General features: G+C 39.1%; 17 protein-coding genes. 11 read left to right on the forward strand and 6 right to left on the reverse strand.

The genetic code is table 11. The features are described 5' to 3' along the window. Positions 1-135: 135 nt before the first annotated feature. Positions 136-1,251 (reverse strand): cysteine desulfurase family protein, encoded by a 1,116-nt coding sequence (locus M3182_RS07440; RefSeq protein WP_251557558.1) that lies wholly within the window; start codon positions 1,249-1,251, stop codon positions 136-138. A gap of 202 nt (positions 1,252-1,453) precedes the next feature. On the opposite strand from M3182_RS07440, the gene M3182_RS07445 reads away from it, so the two are divergent. From M3182_RS07445 to M3182_RS07480, 8 genes are all read left to right on the forward strand, one after another. Next, entirely contained in the window at positions 1,454-2,155 is a 702-nt protein-coding gene (locus M3182_RS07445; RefSeq protein ID WP_251428803.1) for a response regulator transcription factor, read from the forward strand. Continuing rightward, positions 2,152-3,648 (forward strand): sensor histidine kinase, encoded by a 1,497-nt coding sequence (locus tag M3182_RS07450; protein ID WP_251557559.1) that lies wholly within the window; start codon positions 2,152-2,154, stop codon positions 3,646-3,648. The genes M3182_RS07445 and M3182_RS07450 overlap by 4 nt, the downstream gene beginning before the upstream one ends. Before the next feature lie 28 nt (positions 3,649-3,676). Beyond that, positions 3,677-4,735: a LolA family protein gene (locus M3182_RS07455; RefSeq protein ID WP_251428809.1), complete on the forward strand. Its 1,059-nt coding sequence runs from the start codon at positions 3,677-3,679 to the stop codon at positions 4,733-4,735. Between the two features lie 24 nt (positions 4,736-4,759). After that, entirely contained in the window at positions 4,760-6,505 is a 1,746-nt protein-coding gene (locus M3182_RS07460) for a M56 family metallopeptidase (protein WP_251557560.1), read from the forward strand. A 655-nt stretch (positions 6,506-7,160) separates the two neighbouring features. Next, complete coding sequence (locus M3182_RS07465) at positions 7,161-7,439, forward strand: nitrous oxide-stimulated promoter family protein (RefSeq protein WP_251557561.1); 279 nt, start codon at positions 7,161-7,163, stop codon at positions 7,437-7,439. A 161-nt stretch (positions 7,440-7,600) separates the two neighbouring features. Further along, a complete protein-coding gene (locus M3182_RS07470) occupies positions 7,601-9,193 on the forward strand; it encodes an aspartate:alanine exchanger family transporter (protein WP_251557562.1) in 1,593 nt (530 codons plus the stop codon). 340 nt (positions 9,194-9,533) lie between these two features. Further along, positions 9,534-11,513 carry an NAD(P)/FAD-dependent oxidoreductase gene (locus M3182_RS07475; RefSeq protein ID WP_251557563.1) on the forward strand — a complete coding sequence of 660 codons (1,980 nt, stop codon included), beginning with the start codon at positions 9,534-9,536 and terminating at the stop codon, positions 11,511-11,513. Between the two features lie 219 nt (positions 11,514-11,732). Then, positions 11,733-12,848, forward strand: coding sequence for a KamA family radical SAM protein (locus M3182_RS07480; RefSeq protein ID WP_251557564.1), 1,116 nt, complete (start codon positions 11,733-11,735; stop codon positions 12,846-12,848). A 328-nt stretch (positions 12,849-13,176) separates the two neighbouring features. On the opposite strand, the gene M3182_RS07485 is transcribed toward M3182_RS07480, so the two are convergent. Together M3182_RS07485 and M3182_RS07490 are read right to left on the reverse strand one after the other, a co-directional pair. Further along, a complete protein-coding gene (locus M3182_RS07485) occupies positions 13,177-13,524 on the reverse strand; it encodes a hypothetical protein (RefSeq protein WP_251428828.1) in 348 nt (115 codons plus the stop codon). A gap of 112 nt (positions 13,525-13,636) precedes the next feature. Then, on the reverse strand, positions 13,637-14,473 hold the full coding sequence (locus M3182_RS07490) for a C39 family peptidase (protein WP_251557565.1): 837 nt from the start codon (positions 14,471-14,473) through the stop codon (positions 13,637-13,639). Between the two features lie 297 nt (positions 14,474-14,770). Between M3182_RS07490 and sdaAB the strand changes: the two genes are divergently transcribed. Next, positions 14,771-15,430: an L-serine ammonia-lyase, iron-sulfur-dependent subunit beta gene (sdaAB, locus tag M3182_RS07495; RefSeq protein ID WP_251428835.1), complete on the forward strand. Its 660-nt coding sequence runs from the start codon at positions 14,771-14,773 to the stop codon at positions 15,428-15,430. 38 nt (positions 15,431-15,468) lie between these two features. Beyond that, entirely contained in the window at positions 15,469-16,368 is a 900-nt protein-coding gene (gene sdaAA / locus M3182_RS07500; RefSeq protein ID WP_251428839.1) for an L-serine ammonia-lyase, iron-sulfur-dependent, subunit alpha, read from the forward strand. 535 nt (positions 16,369-16,903) lie between these two features. Here the strand turns inward: sdaAA and M3182_RS07505 are convergent. Then, the gene (locus M3182_RS07505) at positions 16,904-17,053 is read right to left on the reverse strand and encodes a hypothetical protein (RefSeq protein WP_251428842.1); all 150 of its coding nucleotides are present in this window, start codon (positions 17,051-17,053) and stop codon (positions 16,904-16,906) included. 143 nt (positions 17,054-17,196) lie between these two features. On the opposite strand from M3182_RS07505, the gene M3182_RS07510 reads away from it, so the two are divergent. Then, the gene (locus tag M3182_RS07510; protein ID WP_251428846.1) at positions 17,197-19,797 is read left to right on the forward strand and encodes a calcium-translocating P-type ATPase, PMCA-type; all 2,601 of its coding nucleotides are present in this window, start codon (positions 17,197-17,199) and stop codon (positions 19,795-19,797) included. 71 nt (positions 19,798-19,868) lie between these two features. Here the strand turns inward: M3182_RS07510 and adhE are convergent, their stop codons facing one another. After that, complete coding sequence (gene adhE, locus M3182_RS07515) at positions 19,869-22,472, reverse strand: bifunctional acetaldehyde-CoA/alcohol dehydrogenase (protein WP_251557566.1); 2,604 nt, start codon at positions 22,470-22,472, stop codon at positions 19,869-19,871. A gap of 56 nt (positions 22,473-22,528) precedes the next feature. Beyond that, positions 22,529-22,756, reverse strand: a complete 228-nt coding sequence (locus M3182_RS07520; RefSeq protein ID WP_251428852.1) for a hypothetical protein — start codon at positions 22,754-22,756, stop codon at positions 22,529-22,531. Between the last annotated feature and the right edge of the window lie 372 nt (positions 22,757-23,128).

The following is a 23,128-nucleotide window of genomic DNA, read 5'->3' on the forward strand; positions in this document are numbered from 1 at the left end:
ATGTGCTCTTTTTATGTTGGTTTAAAAGGAACCTCCCTAGAGTGGTCCATAAAGCGTAGAAATGTTCTTAATCGACAAAACCGAACAGTTTACCATTTAGTTCGATTATTTCCTGAGAAATTTGTCTTTTCCTGTTTAGATCGTATTAAGTAATTCAATGACCTGGTCAATCTCTTCTTTAGTGGTATATTTCCCTAAACTAAAACGGACAGCGCCCATTCCTATTAATTCCTCGACACCCATTGCCTTTAAAACAGGAGATAGATTCACGGAGCCAGCATGACAGGCTGAACCCGTTGAAGCAGCTATTTGCGGGAGTCTATCAAGAATCTCTTGGCCAACTCTCCCTTCAAAATTGACGTTTAGTGTGTTAGGAAGCCGGGAATCGGGATGCCCATTAAGGGAAACTTTCACATTAGGTAGGGATTGTAATTGATTCCAAAAGTAGTCTCGTAGGTTCCTTACTTGAACGACCTCAGCTTGATAGTATTCAGCGAGCTCACAAGCTTTTCCCAGTCCAACAATCAGCAAGACATTTTCAGTTCCTGCGCGTCTTCCGCTTTCGTGACCTGCTCCATGAATGAGTGGTTCAATTTTGATTCCTTCACGAATGTACAAGGCGCCAACTCCCTTCGGCGCATACATCTTATGACCGGCAATCGTCAGAAAATCCACCTGAAGGGAATTTACATCTAGAGGAACTTTGCCTACCGATTGGGAAGCATCTGTGTGAAATAATACCCCATGCTTACGAGCGATTTGGCCAATTTCATGAATTGGCTGAATGGTACCTACTTCATTATTTGCATGCATAATAGAAATTAATATTGTTTCATTTGTTATCGCCTCTTCAACAGCATGGAGATCAACACGACCGTACTGGTCCACCTCTAAATAAGTAACTTTTGCGCCATGTTTTTCAAGATAGTGACACGGATTGAGGATTGCAGGGTGCTCGATTCTTGTTGTGATGATATGAGTTCCCTTGTTTGCGTAGCTCTCAAAGATACCTTTTAAAACATGGTTATTCGCTTCGCTGCCGCCACTAGTAAAAGTAATCTCATTAGGAGTAGCATTGATGAGCCTTGAAACTTGCATTCGTGCATTTTCAATCGCCTGTTTGTTGTGAGTACCAGCAAAGTGGAGGGCTGAGGGATTTCCATAATACTCTTCTAAAAAGGGACGCATAGCATCTTTTACTTCAGACGCTATGGGTGTACTGGCGTTATAGTCTAAATAAATTTGTTCCATAAAGAAGCCTCCCAATCTACGAATATGTGTTTATTTATTCAATCAAAATACTTTACTATTAGTTTAACGTAAACTAGAGGTTAGTTCCTAGATTTCTAATCAGTTCGGTGTTTGTTCGATTAAGATGAAAAGATAAAGAAATTATAAAGTTTCCATAAATGAAAAGTACCTCATGATAGAGTGTTTACAGGAGGGTAAGAAAATGAAGGCAAAAATATTGATGGTAGAAGATGATCCAGAAATCGCCCGCGTTGTACGAGACACCCTTTTACGGGACAATTATGAAGTCACATGGGCAACTACTGGGTTAGAAGGTCTTGAGGATTTCAAAGCTAGTTCTTATGACGTGGTGTTAGTGGATTTAATGCTACCAGAAATGGATGGTTTTACTCTCTGTCAAAATATCCGCTGGAGAAGCGATGTCCCAATCATGATTATCAGTGCGAAAAAGGAAGATGAGGACAAAGTTGAAGGTCTCCAATTAGGAGCAGATGATTATTTAGCGAAGCCTTTTAGCATTATCGAATTAAAAGCACGTGTCGAGTCTTTACTGAGGAGATGGCGACGTTATCAAGGTGTGGAGGAGATTAGTCAAAAAGTAGAATACTTGCATGGTTTGGCAATCGATTGGCATCGCGAGAAAGTATTTCTTCATAACCAAGAACTTAGTTTAACGACCAAAGAATCTGAATTGCTAAAAGTATTAGCTTCGAACCCACATGAAACCTTCTCGAAAAGTGAGTTGTATCAACATGTTTGGCAGCAGGCTGACATTGAGGAGAGTCATACCGTTACCGTCCATATAAAATCATTAAGAGAAAAGCTATCAGACCCCGTGAAAAATCCTTTTTTTATTCAAACAGTATGGGGGAAAGGATATCGGTTTATCGGTGAGCGGTCATGAAGATTAAACAGTGGTTGCTACTCTCCTATTTTATTGTCATGGTGCTTCCACTGGCAGTCGCCTATCTCTTATTTGCATGGATCCAAACGTATAATAACGAGCAAAAAGTGGATGAGTATTTTACAGCAACGATTCAGCTTCAAAATATCATCGCTGTGTTAGATGATCCGAGTTTATACAAACCAGGAGTGGAACGTCCTCAAATTGATAAGCTAGTGAGTAGTGAATTATTTATTGCGCTCTATAATCCTGAGGGACTTGTCCTTTATTCTTCTGATCCGACAAGAGCGTCTTTGCAATTCGCACTAACAAAAGAAGAGCTCTATAAAGACCTTTATTCACTTGAACAGGGGTATCGATCTTTTACGTATAAACAGCCCGTTCTCAATGGAAATGATCTTATTGGTTTTTACGAAGTTCAATTAGCCCGAGATGAGTGGGTAGCAGGGGTATCGGATCGAACTTGGATTATGTTTGGGATCTTTAGTGGCATCTTTTTCGTGATTTTTCTAACCATCGCTTTCCTAGTGAACAAAAAAATAAACAAGAGATTACGTCAGCTTATGGAGCACATGACGGCATTTGCCAAACAAGAAAAAGTCAAAAGGTTTCCGACTGGAAAGGATGAAATAGGCGAGTTAACAGCCCATTTTTACGAAATGCAGGAACAAGTGGAGGGAACTCGAAACCTGCTTGCAAAAGAACAACGAGAAAAAGAATACATGATTGCTACCATCTCTCATGATTTGAAAACCCCACTCACTTCAATCAGTGCTTATGCCGAATCCCTTTTTTCAGAACCTGAATTAACGGCAGAAGAGCGAAAAGAATACCGGTATGTCATTGTTGACAAAGCCAATTATATGAAACAAATGATTGATGATTTACTCATGTATACTTTGCTTCAGTCTCCTAGCTATGAAATGGAGTTGATTAAGGTAGATGGAAGTGAATTTTTTGAAATGCTCGTTTCGGATTATGAACCATTGTGTAAAAAGAAAAACATTTCGCTGCATGTTCAAGCCGGTGTAGGTGGAGATTACCTTGTCAATCCTAAACAACTTATGCGTGTTTGTGACAACCTAATGAGTAATGCTATTCAACATACGAAAGAGAATGGGACCATTTGGCTGAGTGTGATTTCGCAAAGTTCGTTAAGGATGCGTCCTGAGTGGTTATTTCCTTTTGTACAGAAAGACATCAATTGGAACAAAGAACCTAGTGTCTACCTGATTGTTCAAAATGATGGTGCTAGTATACCGGCGGATAAAGTTCAGCATGTTTTTAATCCTTTATTTCAAGTTGATCAAGCGAGAAGCAAAACAGACGCCCGAGGAACAGGGCTAGGTTTAAGTATTTCAAAACAAATCATTGAGAAACACCGTGGAGAGGTTCAGTTATATTCACAAGAAGAGATAGGAACTTGTGTTATTTGTAGAATACCAAAAGTAGAAAAAGAGGGTGAGAGGCTTGATAGAGAAAAGAATTACTAAAATGATCCTTTTATTAGGAGTGACAATAATGGGGATATTCGGATGCTCATCAGAATCAGCGAATCAATTTTCGCCAGAACAAGTGATTAATAATGCATTAGATGAAGAAATAAGATCTTACTATGCTGAGGCCGATTTGATTACGCATGCTGCCGGGAAGGAACCGGAAAAGATTTTATTAAAAGAGTGGGTTAGTAAAGATGGAAAAAGAAGAACAGAAACACAGAAAGAGGATGGCAGTGAGCATAATATCGCTGTTAATGATGGGAGCAAACTAATCAGCTATGAACCAGAAAAGAATCAAGCTTTTATAGTAGAAGACGAAGAGTTGCTTGCACTCAACCAAACCTCTCCAAAACAACAAGCCGAACAGTTATTAAAAATTATAAAAGATTCGCATGAAATTACAAGTAAGGGCGAGATAGAAATTCTTGAACGTCCAGCCTATCATCTTCTGGCAACTGCAAAGGAAAAGAATAGTTTGATAGGCGATCAAGAGATGTGGATTGATAAAGAAAGTTGGATGGTGTTAAAAACAATCTCTCAATCGGGGGATATAAAGGTTGAAATGGCTTATACAAAACTCGATTTTAATACGGAGATTCCAGCGGATACTTTTGTCCTTAATCTACCAGATGATGTTCAAATTCAAGATCTACTTGATGGTGTAAGTGAGGCGAGTCAACTTTCCCTTAGAGAAGCACTTGAAAAAGTAGGAACACCGTTCTTTTATGTTGAGGAAAAAAGTGGATTAGAGATATCAAATATTGAGGTCTTGGAATTAAAGGGAGAATTGAATCGTAACGAGGTAAACATTGATTACCAGAAAAACAACCTTCCTTACTTTACATTAACGGTCTTTCAATCACCGGAGGACGTTGAAGAAGAATTAGGAAAGCTTCCAGGAGAAAAAACTGTGAACATTCTGGATAAAGAGGTTACCTATATGGAAATGAACGATTTTCGCTCTCTCAATTGGCAGGAGGAGGGAATAAATTATACGATCTTATTTATCGATCCGAACCTTACATTAGAGGACATAACACCGATTCTAGAAGAAATGGTTCTCGTTACAGAAGCGTCTTAAAATGAAGCTGGGAGGGGGTTATTGATGCCTGATAATGAAGCAATTGTATTGGTCGTTTTCACAGCATTATTGATTCAACTGTTCGCCGTCTGGTTACCGAAGAAAGTATCGGGCTACGTAGAGCTTTTATTGGTCCTCACTGTGTTAGCATTATTATTTATCCAATTTCCAGTTGGCGATGCTATGCTTCTAATGTCGTATGGAGCTACGACGTATACAGCTTTTGTTTTCCTCATTGATAGAGGGAAACGAGAGAAGCAGATAGAGCTCAAAGAATTATTGGAAGAAGTGGACGCTACTGAAATCTTCATTGAACGGGATCATCGGCGAATCTTAGCAGACCTACTATTAACTGTCATTGTATGTATGGGGGCATTGACTTTTTTTCTCTTTGCACCTGACACATATACGCTTCTCAAAATGGTCATCGTATTTATGTTTATCACCATCTTGGCTAAGTCCATTGAGCGGGTGGGGAACTTTTACTCGACCCGCTTGTATTGGGTGCCTGAAGATGAGCACTTAATTGTATTGTCAAAGTTCCAGTCACGTGAGTTCCCTTTACAAGATTTAAAGGGAATCTATATCGAGTCATCACCTGATTTATTGAAATTACATCCACTGTTTACGTTAATATCTGTCAATCAAGATTACACGAGTTCTTTTGGAAAAGTTTTGCGACTTGCTTTCCCGGGTGAATACATTTTTGTTACCCCAAAAGAATTCTCAAAATGGGAACAGCATTTCAAAGGATTTATCAGTGAAAAGGATAATCAAACAAACGAGCAAACTGAACAAAACATACTACCATTATGGCATCCAATTGTCTTAAAACGCTTGTTTTTTAAAGGTTATTTTGCTGTTACTGTAAAAGGAATTTCCGCTTATACAGGCTTATTACTTCTTCTTATATGGTTAGAGGCACCGTGGTGGTTAATGGTTACTTTTGTCCTTTTATGGTGGGGGTTTAACCTTTCAATTTCTGACCGTGTTTTAATTGCGGCGACGGATGCAACAAGAGTGCCAAGTGGGGATTTGTATGACCGGGCGCAAGCAATTTTTAGAAAAGCGGGTGTCCCGGGAACTAAACTATTTGTTATGGACTCGCCGGTATACAATGGCCTTGCAACAGGAATGAATATTGGTCGTAGTGCGGTTATTTTAACATCGGCTACCTTACAATTACCAGCGAAAGCGGTAGATGCCATAATTGCGCATGAAGCGATTCATGTGAAAAAAAGGGACATATTGACAACTCAAATTGCGCGCATCTTTTTCCTTGGCTGCTTAGCTGGGTTAGTCTATTTCTTTTTTGATGAGATACAGGCTTTGGCTGATTATTTTATTGTGTTAACATTAATTCTTTACCTGCTGATGATGATATTTCCAATTTATTTGTCTTTTGTTGCCCAATGGCTAGAGGTCCGTGCTGATTTCCTCGGTGGAGCTTTGCTTACTGATGGGCATCAGCAAATGGCAGAGGGACTAACAGCGCTGGTCACAGCTCAGGATCATGATATCGATAAGGGGTTGGATTATAGCATGTCTAAACAATCTTCAGCAAGACTCCAGACTAGTAATAAAAATAGGGATTCATGGTTTTGGAGGTTTATAGAGTTTCAATTTCAAAATCATCCCCCAATGTATTGGCGTATCTATGTTCTTTCAAATTGTTCAAGTTGGCCCATCGCTCGAAAACGTTGGATAACAGACCGATTTAAAGAGTCTTTACCTGATTTTTTGAGAAAATCAAAAATGAAAGAAGTTTAAATAGTTTTAAAAATAAAGGACACAGGAAGTTTTATCTCCCTGTGTCCTTCAAATTCGTAAAATCAGTTTTCTGTCATAAGAAAAGAGTTCTACAATGAAACAGTATTGGCCCCACCTACGCCGAATACCATGATGGTCACGCATACCACCCGCCTGTTTTTATTATAAGTGAAAACGCTTTCAAATTTCAATGACTTTTATCCGACAGATTTCGCGTCACATTATTCTGCTCAGTTTTCAATTCTTAATATAGTTTTACTAAATGGCTCTTGAATTCTTCTATACAAGAACTGAATCATTCGTAACAGTTTCAAGAGGTAAATTGTTAGCTTGTAAGAATGAGTAAGGTTGTCCCTGGTACAGCCTTGCTCTTTTGTTATGCCATGATAATGTAAAATCTACAAATAGTATGTTTAACGGATTTGTATAGAGGTGAGGGGAAAGAGGGGTGCAGAATGTAAATTACTTCTACGGAAGGAGCAATTAGCTCCGTGCTTCCAAGTCGACTTTAATCAAACGTTTGATTAATAAGATTTAATGCACTCACAGAAAGTTCTTTATATTGTTAAAGTTCCGGTGTCAAATTCTAAGGATGATTATGATACCGTTAGTATGGAGGAATAATAAAATAGATCTTTTTAGGGAGGCTTTGAAGGTGCCAAAACAAATGGACAAGCACAATAATGGGCCTAAAATACAAAAAGAAATGGAAACAGTAGCACAGATGATTAAGATTTATTGTCGTCGAAAGCATCATCACCATGAGCTGTGTGGTCAATGTCAAGATTTAAAGCAATATGCACATAAAAGGCTGGGTCTGTGCCCTTTTGGGGAAGATAAAGGAGCCTGTTCAAATTGTTCGATTCATTGCTACCAACCTCAATACAGAACAGCCATTAAAAAGGTTATGCGTTATTCGGGACCGTGGATGTAAGTGTACCACCCAATCTATTCGATAAAGCATTTGGTGAAAAGATAGATGGAGGATATCCGCCTTTTTATTGTCAAGGGTAGGTTATCATTTTTCCATACACACTGGTTAAAATAAATTAAATAGAAATGTTTAATTATGTTTAGGAAGAAGGAATTAAGAATTTGTTTAGTTCATTATTGGAAGATCAGTTATTGCTTTTATTTCTAATCCTATTTTTAGGATCCATTCTAGGAAAATTAAGTATCAAAGGGCTTAGTCTTGGTTCATCTGGAGTTCTGCTTGTGGCGATGGTTTTTGGGCATTTTGGCCATCAAGTTTCGGAAACAGTTCAGCAACTAGGCTTAAGTTTATTTATCGTTGCTGTTGGTTTGCAGGCGGGACCGCGTTTTTTCCGAATGATGCGCTCTAGAGGAATCGTGTTTGGAATTATTGGCTTGCTTATTGTTTTCATAGCAGCAGTGGTGACTGTAATCGTCTCTAAATTGTTTCATTTTTCACCGGCGTTAAGTATTGGATTGATGACAGGGGCGCTTACTAGTACGCCTGGTTTAGCAGCAGCTCTTCAAGCGACGCATGATCCCATTGCTTCGGTTGGATACGGAATTGCCTATCCTTTTGGGGTAATTGCGGTTGTGCTGTTTGTTCAACTGTTGCCAAGAATATTAAAGATTGACCTCGAAAAGGATTTAAAGGAGTCTAATGGTCCGATTCGGAATGAAGAGTCGCCTGAGGTTATGACCATTGAAGTCACAAATTATGCTTATAATAAAAAAACGATTCGGGAACTTCATTTTGAACGCTATCATTCAATTGTTATTAGTAGGGTAATTCGTCGAGACAGGAATATCATCGCTCTTAATGATACAGTCATTTTAAAAGGGGATTACCTTGTCGTGGTAGGTTTAAAAGCCGACTTAGAGAAACTTTGTCACGAGATTGGCAAACTAGTCAAAATTGATTTCCATAACTCCGATCATGTGAAACTTCGAAAGGTTACAGTTGCTTCAGAGGATGTAATTGGGAAGAGCCTAAAAGAACTTGGGTTGCGTAGTGTTTATGGTGTGACCGTTACAAGGATTGAACGCGGAGGTTTTGAGTTTAACCAAAATCCGCGCTGGCGCCTAGAACGGGGAGATGTTTTAACGGTTGTGAGCAGTGAAGACCGGTTAAATGAAGTCGAAACCTTGTTTAGTCGCAACCATTTGACTGTAACAAATGTTCATATTTTATCTTTAAGTTTGATATTGTTAATTGGGATTTTGGTCGGGATGGTTCCGATTTATTTACCTGGTTTAGGTACCATTAATTTAGGTGTTGCTGGTGGTCCATTATTTATTGCGCTCATCATTGGGCACTTTGGGAAGCTTGGGCCAATAAGAGCAAGATATTATCAACCGTCTACGAAGGTTGTCAGTGATCTTGGACTTGTCTTATTTTTAGCAGGAGCCGGTACAACAGCAGGGCAAGGGATTGTGGATGTGGTCCAATCAGAAGGGTTAGGTCTTGTGTTCGGTGGTTCAATCATTACGTTAACACCGATTCTTGCGGGTTATTATATTTCAAAAAAGTGGTTCAAGCTCAATACGATTCATTCGTTAGGAGCTTTATGCGGCGGAATGACCAGTACCCCTGGATTAGGTTCTGTGAATCAGTTGATTAATTCTGAGGAGCCGGCAATAGCATACGCAGCAGCCTATCCCTTTGCCTTAATCTTTGTTGCCATCACTTCACAGTTATTGATTTTCTTTTTATAGAGTTCGAAAGCTGCTCAGTCTGCTGACTGGGCAGTTTTCGTTTTATGACCCTGATAATACCCTTATGTGAAAATATGAACAAGCGGTGAAATAAAACTCAATTAGCCTATCAGAGTGACAAAAGTCATCCTAGATATTCTTCCAAAAAACGTAAACTTAACTCGTAGGTTAGGAGAAGGTTCTTTATAAGGGTGTGGTGATAAGGGGGAAAGTTAAGTGCACTCTTCCTGCAATGCCTAAATCCTCTTAAGAACAAGAAAAGGTCGAACTATTAACAACATCTTTACGGAAACAATCATGAAAAAAGCGTTAATGAAATCTTATCCACTAGGAGGTCACCATGATGATGAAGTATGAGCATCTATTTTCAAAAGGAAAAGTTGGCACGCTGGAGCTTAAAAATAGAGTAGTTATGACTGCAATGGGAATTGGCTTAGCTAATCTAGACGGAACAGCCTCGGATGAAATTATTAAATATTATGAAGAACGTGCAAAGGGTGGCGTTGGATTGATTGTTACTGAAGTAACGAGAGTCAACGATGATCATGGAGTTGGGGGAACGCGTCAACTTTCTGTAACAAAAGACATTCATATTAAACCTTTAAGAAAATTAGTCGATACGGTCCATCAATATGGAACAAAGTTATTCCTTCAATTACACCATCCAGGAAGACAAACCGCTTCGGCTTTGATTGGGGATCAGCCTGTTGTGGCTCCAAGCGCAATTCCTTGTGGCGTCATGCAGCAAGAAACAAGAGAATTAACCACTGGGGAAATTGAGAGTTTGGTTCAAGATTTTGTGATTGGCGCAAAGCGAGCAAAAGCTGCTGGGGTGGATGGAATCCAACTTCATGCTGCACACGGTTATTTAATCACTCAGTTTCTAAGCCCTTATACGAATAAAAGAACTGATAAATATGGTGGAAGCTTTGAAAATCGAATGAGGTTCCTTGCGGAAATTATCCTTGGGATTCGTGAAGAGTGTGGAGATTACCCGCTAACGGTTCGTTTAACGGTGGATGAATTTTTAAGTACAATCGGTGTTCAAGAAAAGGGTCTCGAGTTAGAAGAGGGAGTAAAAATTGTTCAAGCCATTGAGAAACTAGGAATTGATGCCATTGATGTAAGCTCTGGCAACTATGAAACGATGAATACAGTAGTTGAACCAACATCCTATCCTCAGGGGTGGAGAACACATTTATCTCAGGCAATAAAAGATGCAGTCAACATTCCTGTTATTGCAGCAAATGTCATCCGAAAGCCTGAGTTTGCAGAAGAACTGTTAGCAAACAATACAATTGATTTTGTGGGAATTGGTAGAGGATTACTTGCAGATCCAGAATGGGTCAATAAGGTAGCAAATGGCAGAGAAGCTGAAATACGCAATTGTATTTCTTGTTTACATTGCTTCGAATCGATCTTTGCAGGGCATGTGGAGTGTGCGGTTAATCCAAGAACAGCGCGAGAGCTTGAATATGATAACCTGAAACAAGATGGTGAAGGAAGAAGAGTTGCTGTCATTGGTGCAGGCCCTGCCGGAATGGAGAGTGCTAGAATCCTTGCGATGAGAGGATTCAAACCGGTTGTATTTGAAAAAGAATCAGAAGCTGGTGGACAATTGCTTTTAGCTAATAAGCCGCCACAAAAAGAAAAAATTACTTGGTTAATTGATAATATGAAAAACCAGCTCCAAGCGCTTGGTGTTGAAATTCGATACAACACCGAAGCTACTGTAGCAGAACTAAAGAAATTGGATCCATATGCGGTGTTTGTTGGAACGGGTGGAACTGCCCTTGTGCCTCCTATTAATGGGGTTGAGAATGAGCATGTCTACACAACTACGGAGATTTTAGAAGGATCAGTTGAGTTAAGAGACAAAGTGATTGCGGTAATTGGCTCTGGATTAACTGGTTTGGAAACGGCGGAGTTCCTTGCAGAAAAAGGCAATACAGTTACAGTAGTCGAAATGGCTGATAAAATTGCTCCAGGGGCTTATTTCCAGAATGTATTAGACCAACTTGCCAAGCTTAACAAATTAGAAGTAGGCTTACTCCCTGGTCATAAATTACTGAAAATAGAGGATGATCGAATCATTCTAGAGCAAGTAGACAATCAAGAAGAACTTATTTTAACAGTAGATGCGGTCATTCTATCTTTAGGGGTAAAACCGAATACTGAGATCGTTGAACAATTACAAAATCAGTTCCCAAATGTTAAAGTAATCGGGGACGCAAAAGCTCCTAGAAAAATCGCTCAAGCAATTAGAGAAGGATTTGTAGAAGCTTATAATCTTGAAGTGAAAGAACCTGCACTTGTTTAAGCGATCGACTCCAACAAAAAAGCCGGATACTCAGTATCCGGCTTTTTTGTGTTAGTTGTTGTTGGAAGTTTTTTGGATGGTGCCTGGGAAGTTTTGGATGGTGCCAGGCACCATCCAAAACTTCCCAGAAGAGTATAAAAGTTGTCATAGTTCTGCCAAACTTCTATGTTGGCAGGTGCTATAGTTAAATTAAGGCTGCAAATATAGGGAGGGAATGGCATGAAAGCAACATTCATTACTTCGGTAGACCAAGTAAAACAGCTGTCTTCAGAGGAAAAGGAAAAGCTTCAACCAATTACTGACCAATTTGTTTTTCGCTCGAATGATTATTATCTCAATTTAATAAATTGGGCGGACTCAATTGATACGATTCGTAAAATTATTATTCCTAACGAAGGCGAGCTAATGGAATACGGACATTGGGATGCAAGTGATGAGGAGACGAATTATGTTGTCCCTGGTTGCCAACATAAATATGGCCCGACTGCTTTATTAGTTGTATCGGAAATCTGCGGTGGCTATTGTCGTTTTTGTTTTAGGAAAAGATTGTTTATCCACAAAGAAAAAGAAGCGATGGTTAATCCTCAACCTGGTCTCGAATATATCCGACAGCATAAAGAAATCACAAATGTATTGTTAACAGGTGGAGATTCACTAATGCTTTCCACGAAAGTATTAAAATCGATTATTCAGCAATTAAGAGAAATTGACCATGTAAAGATTATTCGTCTAGGCTCCAAGCTTCCAGTATATTATCCGATGCGCATCTACGAAGATGAAGCTCTCCTTGAATTAATCCAGACTTATTCAACACCAGAAAAAAGAATTTATGTTATGGCCCATGTAAACCATCCAAATGAAATAACAAAAGAGGCGAAAAAAGGATTCGATACATTAATTAAGGCAGGGGCGATTGTCCTTAATCAAACCCCTGTATTAAAAGGAATTAATGATTCCCCCGAGGTATTGGCTGAATTACTGAACAAACTTACCTATACCGGCGTGAATCCTTATTATTTCTTTATTAATCGTCCTGTAGCTGGTAATTATGAATTTGTTTTGCCGCTGGAGCGAGTATATAACATTGTTGAACAAGCCAAATCCAAAACCTCTGGAATCGGAAAACGGGTCCGGTTAGTAATGAGTCACAGCTCCGGGAAAATTGAGATCTTAGCGATTAAGGATGGCAAAGCATATTTAAAGTATCATCAATCAAAAGAAGGAAATTACGGCCAGGTTATGATTCTAGATTGTCCTGAGGATGCTGCATGGTTCGATGACCTACCAGGAAACGAGAACTATTGGAATAAGCAAAAAGTGAAGAATATGAACTAAATGAAAAAGACATCCGTATCTTAACAGTGGCGGATGTCTTTTTTCGTTAGGGAAAGATTTATGTAGGGAAACTGGAAAATCTATTTGTAATAACTTTATTGGCTTAAGAACAACCACGGAATCGAGTAATTATAAGATAAAATGAAGTAGTACTTCTCTATGTGTGACATCACGTTCATGGAGCACAAAAAACAGAGGGAATCCATAAAACATCTGCATGAAGCGTTCTTGGGTGCAAAAAACAGAGGAAATCCCCAAAACATGCATCATGAAGTGTTCATAAACATCAGAACCCAAGACACCCAAAAAACATCCCTGCTATTTCGCATCAAACAATACTCTTATGAGAGGAGTCATACGAGATGACTGGTACCATGGTATCAAAATAACTTTTAATCATTAACCATCGAGCAGGATAAGTTAAAATAAAATCGTTTAAAACCTTTTCTGAGTAATAAATAAAACAGTCTAACGGTGCATTTACTTTTTTTAAGTCATATAAAAGAGCGTGTAAGAGGGTGTAATGGTCATTAAGTTGGTAGGGGTTTAGTTTGACAATTTGAATTTTATGTTCATGAATATAATCTAACAAGGATTCCTCCTGTAATTGAACACTTTCTTCCTTCGATAAATCATTTAATTGGATTTGATCATTGATAAAATAAATTCCACGCACAAATTCCACTCCAACCCTTTTTTTACTACTGTTATTGACGAGTTCTGCGTTTTTTATAAGGGATCTGTTCGCATTCCTACAAAAAAATCCAAGCACGAGTAACGCACTTGGATCAAATTTTTATAGTAATTGCTTGTTTTCCGATTTGCTCCCAACCGGAAATGAATTTTTTCCTAGGGAGTTTGCGGTTTTTAGACGTAAGTGGATCATTAATATAAACCGAATTTTGGTCATATCCTGTTACTAACACTGAATGCATTTTGTACGTAATTTTAAGTGGGCCACTGCTTGTTTGCCATGTCTCCCATTTTGCTTCAGGGACCACATCATAGGTACTCGTCACGATAACCCAGACTGGGCGGTTTTGATCTAAATGGGTGATCACTTCGTCAAAATCCTTCCCGGTAAAATCAATTACCTTTCCAGGAAGATATGATTCAGCAAGATCCTTGATAGGAGCATGGTATACACCTATCCCAGGCTTAGACATCGTTTGCATATTCCCCACAAAACCGTCATTTAAGTTTCCTCTTAGGCCGCTTTTCTCAAAGGGAACTTTTTTAACCTTGTTGGCCAAGGTCATTTTATCAACCTTTACTCCTGCATGATTCAAAAGCATCGCGAGGCTGGTTACTTCACAGCCCCTCGGCAATTCTGGATTTTGTCTAATAAACGGAGCATCAATCATCACTTTTTGTTTTTCTGCTTTATCAGAAATCTTTGGAATTCCAAAAGGTGCATTTTTATTATCTAAAGTCTTAACTTGTTGTTTGTTATTCAGAATTTCCGGCGCTTTGACTTCGACAGCCGGTTTATTTATTTCAGCATCATGTTGAGGGTCGGCTGAAGCAGTTCCGCACCCCGTCATCATCCACAAAGCAAGGGTCCATTTTAGTGGAGTCGTATTGGACCAACGAAAAGGTTTAGCAGGCAATCTCATTTTGTTCATACCTGTTCAACTCCTAATGAGAGGTGTAGTTATGGTTTTCCCTCATCGGATTTTAAATATCTTAGCGGTTCAGACCCATATTTGGTGAAAGAATGGTTGGAAAAACAAAAGCTTCCCAAATAACTCTTGCAGCTATGGGCTTTCCGGTGTATGTTTGATTATTGGGGAAATCGGGAAAGTTTGCTGTGGATAAGAAAAACTTTCAAAACAGTTTGTCAGCTAACAATTCCATCATTAACATATAATCCTGTAAAAAATAATCTATATAATAAAAGGAAAAATAAAGGAGCTTATAAAATGAAGTATCGTTCGGCATTTGACATTATTGGACCTGTGATGATTGGTCCATCTAGCTCTCATACTGCTGGTGCTGCACGGATTGGGAGAGTCGCACGTACGCTCTTTGAAAAGCAGCCTAAAAAAGTAATTATTTCTCTTTATGGGTCTTTTGCGAGTACGTATAAAGGCCATGGAACAGATCTTGCACTAGTCGCAGGTCTTTTAGACTTTGATACATTTGATGAACGGATCCCTAATTCACTGAAAATAGCTATGGAACAAGGTATGGAAGTTATTTTTCAAACAGAATCAGCGGTACCTGATCATCCAAATACAGTAAAACTGCTGTTGATTGATGGCGATTATGAAATGGAAATTACCGGCATCTCAATTGGTGGAGGAACGATTGAAATCACGGAGATTAACTCCTTCAAATTAAAGCTTTCAGGGGATCCAGCAATTCTAGTGATGCATCATGACCGCTTTGGGGTTATTTCTACGGTTACGTCCGTTTTAGCAAAGCATGAAATAAATATTGGTCATATGGAGGTTGCCAGGAAAGAAAAGGGCGATATGGCTATTATGGTTATTGAAGTGGACCAGAAAATTGATGAGAAAGTCATCAAGGAGCTAAAAGATCTTACGCATGTTAAACGAGTTATTCGGATGGTTGAATAATTGGGGAAAAGAAAAATAGGGAACCAGGAGGACAAGCAATGTTTCGAAATGTAGCGGAACTTGTTGGATTGGCAGAAAAGCATCAGGTGAAAATTGCAGAGATTATGATTCGCCAAGAGGTTGAAGTCTCAGGGCTTTCACGCGAAGAAATTCTGCAAAAGATGGATAACAATTTAACAGTAATGGAAAATGCAGTAGAGCGTGGTTTGAATGGGGTAAAATCGCAAACAGGCCTTACAGGAGGAGATGCGGTTTTATTACAAAATTACATCAGCAGTGGAAAGGCTTTGTCGGGACCGCTCTTATTAGACGCTGTTAGTAAAGCAATGGCTACTAATGAAGTGAATGCAGCCATGGGGATTATCTGTGCCACTCCTACAGCAGGTTCAGCTGGGGTTGTCCCAGGCACACTATTTGCAGTGAAAAATAAACTCAATCCTAGCAGAGAAGAAATGATTGAGTATTTGTTTACAGCCGCCGCATTTGGGTTTGTTGTTGCAAACAATGCTTCAATATCTGGTGCAGCTGGCGGATGTCAAGCAGAGGTTGGCTCTGCAGCCGGGATGGCAGCAGCAGCGATTGTAGAGATGGCAGGTGGGACACCTCAGCAAGCAGCTGAAGCAATGGCGATTACGTTAAAAAATATGCTTGGTTTAGTTTGCGACCCAGTCGCTGGTCTTGTTGAAGTTCCTTGTGTCAAACGAAATGCTATGGGTGCTTCTAATGCACTCACTGCAGCGGATATGGCGCTAGCGGGGATTAAAAGTAGAATTCCCTGCGATGAAGTGATTGGTGCTATGTACGCCATTGGTCAGACGATGCCGTCCGCATTACGAGAAACCGCTGGTGGTGGTCTGGCAGCAACACCTACCGGTAGAAGGCTGGAAGCTGAAATCTTTGGTGAACCAAAGCCAAGGTTAAAAGATTACTTAGCCTAAAACAAAGGAATCACACCAAACGTCTTTCGACACACTCTTAGATGGTGTGTTTTTTTGTTTGAAGTATGATGGCTAGGAAATAAAAAATTAACAGCTAACATAAAGAAAAGTGGAGGCCCTTACTCACATAAAGGAAGTTAGGGATCTCCACTGAAAATTAAGTTTCTAGCCGCTAGAACGAAATACCCTGCTCTTGTTAATAACTGTCTGTGAGTTTCTTATTACAGGTTCTTTTCTCAAACTGTGATGCTATTAATTAAAAATACGACTGAATGAGCTAGGTATTACCAAAAAAAGTCTCATCCAAGAGAAAAGAGCTTGCTAACATAATTTGCAGCCTACAAAATGACGGTTACTGCGTTAAAATTGGCATTAAGATTTTAACAACAAGCTTTACGAAAATAGACTTTTTTTAAAAATTGTCATGTTCCAATTAGATACCTAAATTTATGTTCGCTATAATGAAAGTAGGAATGCAATTAGTAAGAAGGTGACTATATTGATCATTTCTACAATAATCCTGAATATAAATAACTCAGTGTTTACGTCCATGTTCCATAAAGGCAATTCTTCTTAAAGTCGAACTTGAAAAGTAAGGTGAGTTTTTCACTCTTTTATGGATCTTATCGAATTCTGCACCTTTCAATATATTTTTTTCGTCCGCATTTAAATGCATTTCATCCATCCGAAAATAACCCCCTTTCATCTAGATTTCCCAAATAAGATGGTTTTACCTGAAAACATGATAAAAAAACTACTTAATTGTGATACTAAAATAGACGATAAATGTTCTTCAATTGGAGATTGGGCTTTGGAAGGAGAATGATAATGAGTGATTTTTTTAGGAAAACAGCCGATGTAGTTTTAAAGGAATTGAATGCTACTGAGAAGGGATTAACTATAGAAGAGGCCGGGAAACGTCTGAACCAATATGGATACAATGAGTTAGCAGAGGGGAAGCGGAAGACGACCTTAGAAGTCTTCTTTGGTCAATTTAAAGATTTTCTCGTTATTATCCTGATAGTTGCTGCCCTTATTTCCGCTTTTTTGGGTGAGCTTGAAAGCACCATTGTCATTGCGGTTGTGGTAATCCTAAACGCTATCCTAGGAACGGTCCAGCATCAAAAAGCAGAACAAAGCCTAAATAGTTTAAAAGCCCTTTCGTCGCCGACGGCTAAGGTCTTAAGAAATGGGGGAAGAGTGGAAATTCCTTCCCGAGAAGTTACCGTAGGGGACATTATGTATTTAGATGCAGGTGATTTCATTAGTGCAGATGGGCGAATTATTGAGAATCACAGTTTGCAAATTAATGAAAGCTCATTAACAGGTGAATCTTTAAGCGTTTTAAAGGAAGTTGGCCCGATTAATGAAGAAGAAGTCTCTCTTGGTGATAAAAAGAATATGGTTTTCTCAGGCAGTTTTGTCACATACGGAAGAGGGGTCATCGTTGTTACAAATACAGGGATGAACACGGAAATCGGGAAAATCGCCAATTTATTAGAAACAGCTGGAGAGAAAAAGACGCCTTTACAAGCTACCCTTGATCAATTTGGGAAAAAGCTAGCTATTGGCATTATTATCATCGCGCTCATTATTTTTGGCATCGATTTAATTAGAGGAAATGAGATTATTGATTCCTTTATGTTTGCCGTTGCTTTGGCTGTTGCTGCGATTCCGGAAGCGCTTAGTTCCATTGTCACAATTGTATTAGCCTTCGGTACGCAAAAAATGGCAAAAGAGAACGCGATTGTCAGGAAGCTGCATGCAGTGGAAAGCTTAGGAAGCATTTCTGTCATCTGTTCAGACAAAACGGGAACTTTGACCCAGAATAAAATGACGGTTCAGAAAGTCTATGTCGACAACCGAGTGATTGAGGAAGAACAATTGGATTTAGACAACCCGATCGAAAAGCGATTACTGCTTATGGGGTTATTATGTAATGATTCAATAACGACGGAAAAGAAGGAGATTGGCGATCCAACAGAAGTTGCGCTCGTTAACTTTGGAGAAAAATATCAGTTGGATGAACTGAAAATCCGTGAAGAGTACCCTCGATTAGATGAACTTCCATTCGATTCGGATCGAAAGTTAATGAGCACGGTCATTAAATACGAAGGTAAAAATTATTTGGTGACAAAAGGGGCCTTAGATGTCCTTTTATCAAGAATTGTGAAGATCGTGGATGCTCATGAAATAAGTAATATTACGGACCAGCATAAAAAACAAATAGCGAAAATAAATCAGGACTTCTCACAAAACGGCTTACGGGTTCTCGGTTTTGCTTATAAAGAGGTACCAGAAGGAAAGTCTGTGGGTTTTGAAGACGAAAAAGACTTAACTTTTGTCGGCTTAATTTCAATGATGGATCCTCCGCGGGAAGAGTCATATGATGCAGTTGCGGCTTGTATAGCAGCTGGAATTAAGCCTGTTATGATTACAGGAGATCATAAGATTACCGCGGCAGCCATTGCAAAGGATATCGGAATTTTAAAAGATCTTTCGGAAGCAGTCGAAGGGTCTGAGATTGAAAAATGGTCTGACGAGAAGCTTAAAGACAAAGTGAAGGACCTTTCTGTTTATGCAAGGGTTTCTCCTGAACATAAGATTCGTATCGTTCGCGCTTGGCAAGAAAATGGGAATGTAGTTGCAATGACTGGTGATGGTGTAAACGATGGGCCTGCTTTGAAACAAGCAGATATCGGAGTTGCGATGGGAATCACGGGAACTGAGGTCGCAAAAGAAGCATCTTCCATGGTTTTGACAGATGATAACTTTTCAACAATCGTAAAGGCAATATCTAATGGACGTAGTATTTATAACAATATCCAGAATTCCATTCGTTTCTTATTGTCCGGGAATACTGGGGCTGTATTGTCGGTACTTTATGCTTCAATTTTAGCACTACCGGTGCCATTTGCAGCTGTACACTTGTTATTCATCAACCTGGTTACAGACAGTTTGCCAGCGATTGCAATCGGACTCGAGCCACATAGTAAGAATATTATGAAGGAAAAGCCAAGGGACGTGAAGGTGCCATTACTCAATAAGGTCTTTATTCGACGTGTTTTGGTCGAAGGGATCTTAATTGCCTTAGCGACATTAACCGCTTATCATATTGGCTTAAATACAGGAGAGCATTTGGTTGCTACCACAATGGCATTCTCGACACTATGTCTGGCAAGATTGTTTCATGGTTTTAATGCTAGAAGCAAATACTCTGTTTTTAAAATTGGGTTGTTTAGCAATAAGTATTTATGGTACGCACTAATAATCGGCGTTGTTCTATTACATCTAATCTTGTTACTACCACCATTGATGGAGTTATTTGAGGTAGCTGAGCTTACAGGAGCACAATTTGCGACCATCTATGGTTTAGCGTTACTACCGTTTATCGTATTACAGTTGTATAAACTGATTGTGGTCAAATAATTGTTTAATTTTAGATGAATTGTAAAGCATCCACTTCTTAAGTGGATGCTTTTTTATGCCAAGAAAATGTGCTAAATCCCTTTGTAAGATCTACGGTAAATTTCCGCTAATTCTGTTACGAGTGGTAGTTTTGGATTTGCTGTTGTACATTGATCTTCAAATGCAAGCTCAGCTAAGTGTTCCACTTTATTATCAAATTCATGAAAATCTACACCGTTTGCTTCTAGACTCATTGGGATTTCTAGTTCATTTGCTAAAGTGATAATGGCTTGAATGAGGCTTTCCACTCCTTCTTCGGTTGTACGAGCAGGAAGACCAAGCATTTTCGCAATTTCTGCGTAACGCTTATCAGCGATAAAATGTTCATATTTTGGGAAGGCTGCAAATTTTTTCGGTTTTGTTGCGTTGTACCGGATGACGTGTGGAAGCAAAATGGTGTTGGAACGTCCATGGGCAATATGGAACTCCGCACCAAGCTTATGAGCTAGGCTATGGTTTATGCCAAGGAAGGCATTTGCAAAGGCCATTCCAGCAATGGTTGAAGCGTTATGCATCTTCTCACGGGCTACCTCATCACTTCCATTACGATAGGCTCTTGGTAAGTATTCAAAAACTAACTGAATGGCTTTTATAGCTAATCCGTCTGTATAATCGTTCGCCATGACGGAAACATAAGCTTCGATTGCATGGGTTAAGACGTCCATACCAGTATCGGCTGTAACAATTTTAGGGACTGTCATTACGAACTGTGGATCTATAATCGCTACATCTGGTGTTAGTTCGTAATCTGCTAATGGATATTTCGTGTTGGTTTGTTTATCCGTTATGACAGAGAACGAGGTTACCTCAGACCCTGTTCCAGAAGTTGTTGGAATCGCAACAAACTGCGCTTTATGTCCAAGTTTTGGGTATTTAACGATTCGTTTGCGAATATCAAGGAATTTCAACTTTAAGCCATGAAAGTCAACATCTGGATACTCATAGAACAGCCACATTCCTTTCGCTGCATCCATTGCAGATCCACCTCCAAGCGCAATAATCGCATCGGGCTCAAAGCTTGCCATGAGTTCGGCCCCTTTTTGGACGGTCTCAAAGCTTGGATCAGGTTCAACATCTGTGAAGATTTCACAGTGAACATAATCTGGCCGTTTCCGCAAATAATAGAGTACTTTATCAACATAACCAAGTTTCACCATACCTGGATCTGTCACAATCAAAGCCTTTGAGATATTCGGCATCTTCGCTAAGTATTGGATCGCATTTTTTTCAAAGTATATTTTTGATGGGACTTTAAACCACTGCATATTTGTATTCCTTCTGGCTACTTTTTTGATGTTCAGTAGGTGGATGGAGCCAACATTTGTGGATACAGAGTTGCCACCGTATGTTCCACAACCAAGTGTTAAGGAAGGCATATAAGCATTGTATATATCACCGATCGCTCCTTGTGAAGAAGGGGCGTTAACGATAATCCGTCCGGCTTTCATCCTTAACCCAAATTCTCTTATCACTTCTTGGCTAGTTGTATGTATAACCGCAGAATGCCCAAGTCCTCCAAACGCTAGCATTTCCTCTGCACGTTGAAAACCTTCTTGACGATTGCTAACTTTGTAACAGGCTAAAACAGGGCTTAGTTTTTCACGGGAAAGTGGAAACTCTGATCCGACACCGTCAATCTCTGCTACTAAAATTTTTGTGTCCTCTGGGACGGTTACTCCTGCCATATCAGCAATCTTATAGGCAGACATCCCTACAATGCCAGCGTTAACCGCACATGTATTTTCATTGATTACAAGTTTTTCAATCAGGCGTTTTTCGTCAGAGTTTAAAAAATAACACAGATGGTTAATCATTTCTTGCTTCACCATTGAATAGATTTCCCCATCGATAATTACAGCCTGCTCCGAAGCGCAAATCATCCCGTTATCGAATGTTTTAGATAAAATTAAATCATTGACCGACCGTTGAATATTAGCAGATTTTTCAATATAACAAGGAACATTCCCCGGTCCCACTCCAAGCGCAGGTTTACCAGAACTATACGCTGATTTCACCATTCCCGATCCACCAGTTGCGAGAATGAGTGAAACTTTAGGATGGTTCATTAGAGCTTGGGTAGCTGCAACAGAAGGAGTCTCAATCCATTGAATACAATTTTTCGGTGCGCCAGCCTTTACAGCTGCTTCTAGTAATATTCGAGCCGCTTCACTGCTACAATTTTGAGCAGAAGGGTGAAAGGCAAATATGATTGGGTTTCTTGTTTTAATTGAAATTAGAGCTTTAAACATGGTCGTTGAGGTAGGATTAGTGACTGGTGTGACGCCAGCAATAACACCAACTGGTTCAGCAATTTCTATGATTCCCTCATTTTCATTCTCGTTAATAATACCCACTGTTTTATCATATTTAATATTGTGGTAGACATATTCAGTTGCGAACATATTTTTTATAATTTTATCCTCATAAACCCCGCGTTTGGTTTCTTCAATAGCTAGTTTAGCTAGGGGCATATGTTTGTCTAAACCAGCCAAAGCCATTTCTTTGACAATGGTATCGATTTTTTCTTGTGAGAAGTTGTGAAATTCTTCTAAAGCTTGAAGTCCATTTTCAACAAGTTGATCAATGGTTTCTATTACAGATTGTTTTGTCTGTATATCTTTTTCGGTAACAGTCATCTGCGTTCCCTCCATTAATGTGTGAATGATTTCACAAAAATAATTAACCGTAAGACTTACTCACAAACTGGATTTCTAGAGATTTTTTCAAAGTAGATTTCATTCGTGATCCGAGATATTTTTCTTACGATGATGACGTGATTATTTGTCCATATGACGGTAGGGATGCTGTCGCTGTCTTTGACCATCATTGCCTCAAACTTGTCGCCAACAGATTGTTCAAATGCATCAAGAGTATAGGTCTCAGTGTCTGTTGAAAAGGACTTCCAATGACAAGTAATCATTGTGCTCACTCCTTAGTTTATTCTCTATCACACTCTAAATATAGCATGAAAATTAAATAGTATTTTGTGAAATGATGAACATAATTCGTCGGTTTATAAAGCGTTTCCAAATTTAATAAATTATTTTAAACTTTTAAAAATCACTATCATAATATAGTAATAATGAATTTGAAAAATTAAGAGAAATTATCCCTGTTTTTTTGATTTTTAAAGTTACACATAATATTAAAACGGTAATTTGATTATTATACCCAACCGATTTTCAACCCAAACTTAAAACAAGAAAAAAATTTTCCGACAAAATTCGTACAATTCTGATAAATTGTTTGAGCGAAAACTGTTCCAAATGGTTGATTTTAAAAGGATATGATA

Origin of the sequence: Mesobacillus maritimus (assembly GCF_023715205.1) — a bacterium.
Classification (GTDB): Bacteria; Bacillota; Bacilli; order Bacillales; family Cytobacillaceae; genus Mesobacillus_B; species Mesobacillus_B maritimus_C.

Excerpts from the sequence above, each read along its gene's own strand:
- M3182_RS07440 (WP_251557558.1), bottom strand. The coding sequence starts at position 1,251 with ATGGAACAAATTTATTTAGACTATAACGCCAGTACACCCATAGCGTCT.
- M3182_RS07445 (WP_251428803.1), top strand. The coding sequence starts at position 1,454 with ATGAAGGCAAAAATATTGATGGTAGAAGATGATCCAGAAATCGCCCGC.
- M3182_RS07450 (WP_251557559.1), top strand. The coding sequence starts at position 2,152 with ATGAAGATTAAACAGTGGTTGCTACTCTCCTATTTTATTGTCATGGTG.
- M3182_RS07455 (WP_251428809.1), top strand. The coding sequence starts at position 3,677 with ATGGGGATATTCGGATGCTCATCAGAATCAGCGAATCAATTTTCGCCA.
- M3182_RS07460 (WP_251557560.1), top strand. The coding sequence starts at position 4,760 with ATGCCTGATAATGAAGCAATTGTATTGGTCGTTTTCACAGCATTATTG.
- M3182_RS07475 (WP_251557563.1), top strand. The coding sequence starts at position 9,534 with ATGATGATGAAGTATGAGCATCTATTTTCAAAAGGAAAAGTTGGCACG.
- M3182_RS07480 (WP_251557564.1), top strand. The coding sequence starts at position 11,733 with ATGAAAGCAACATTCATTACTTCGGTAGACCAAGTAAAACAGCTGTCT.
- M3182_RS07490 (WP_251557565.1), bottom strand. The coding sequence starts at position 14,473 with ATGAACAAAATGAGATTGCCTGCTAAACCTTTTCGTTGGTCCAATACG.
- sdaAB (WP_251428835.1), top strand. The coding sequence starts at position 14,771 with ATGAAGTATCGTTCGGCATTTGACATTATTGGACCTGTGATGATTGGT.
- sdaAA (WP_251428839.1), top strand. The coding sequence starts at position 15,469 with ATGTTTCGAAATGTAGCGGAACTTGTTGGATTGGCAGAAAAGCATCAG.
- M3182_RS07505 (WP_251428842.1), bottom strand. The coding sequence starts at position 17,053 with ATGGATGAAATGCATTTAAATGCGGACGAAAAAAATATATTGAAAGGT.
- M3182_RS07510 (WP_251428846.1), top strand. The coding sequence starts at position 17,197 with ATGAGTGATTTTTTTAGGAAAACAGCCGATGTAGTTTTAAAGGAATTG.
- adhE (WP_251557566.1), bottom strand. The coding sequence starts at position 22,472 with ATGACTGTTACCGAAAAAGATATACAGACAAAACAATCTGTAATAGAA.
- M3182_RS07520 (WP_251428852.1), bottom strand. The coding sequence starts at position 22,756 with ATGATTACTTGTCATTGGAAGTCCTTTTCAACAGACACTGAGACCTAT.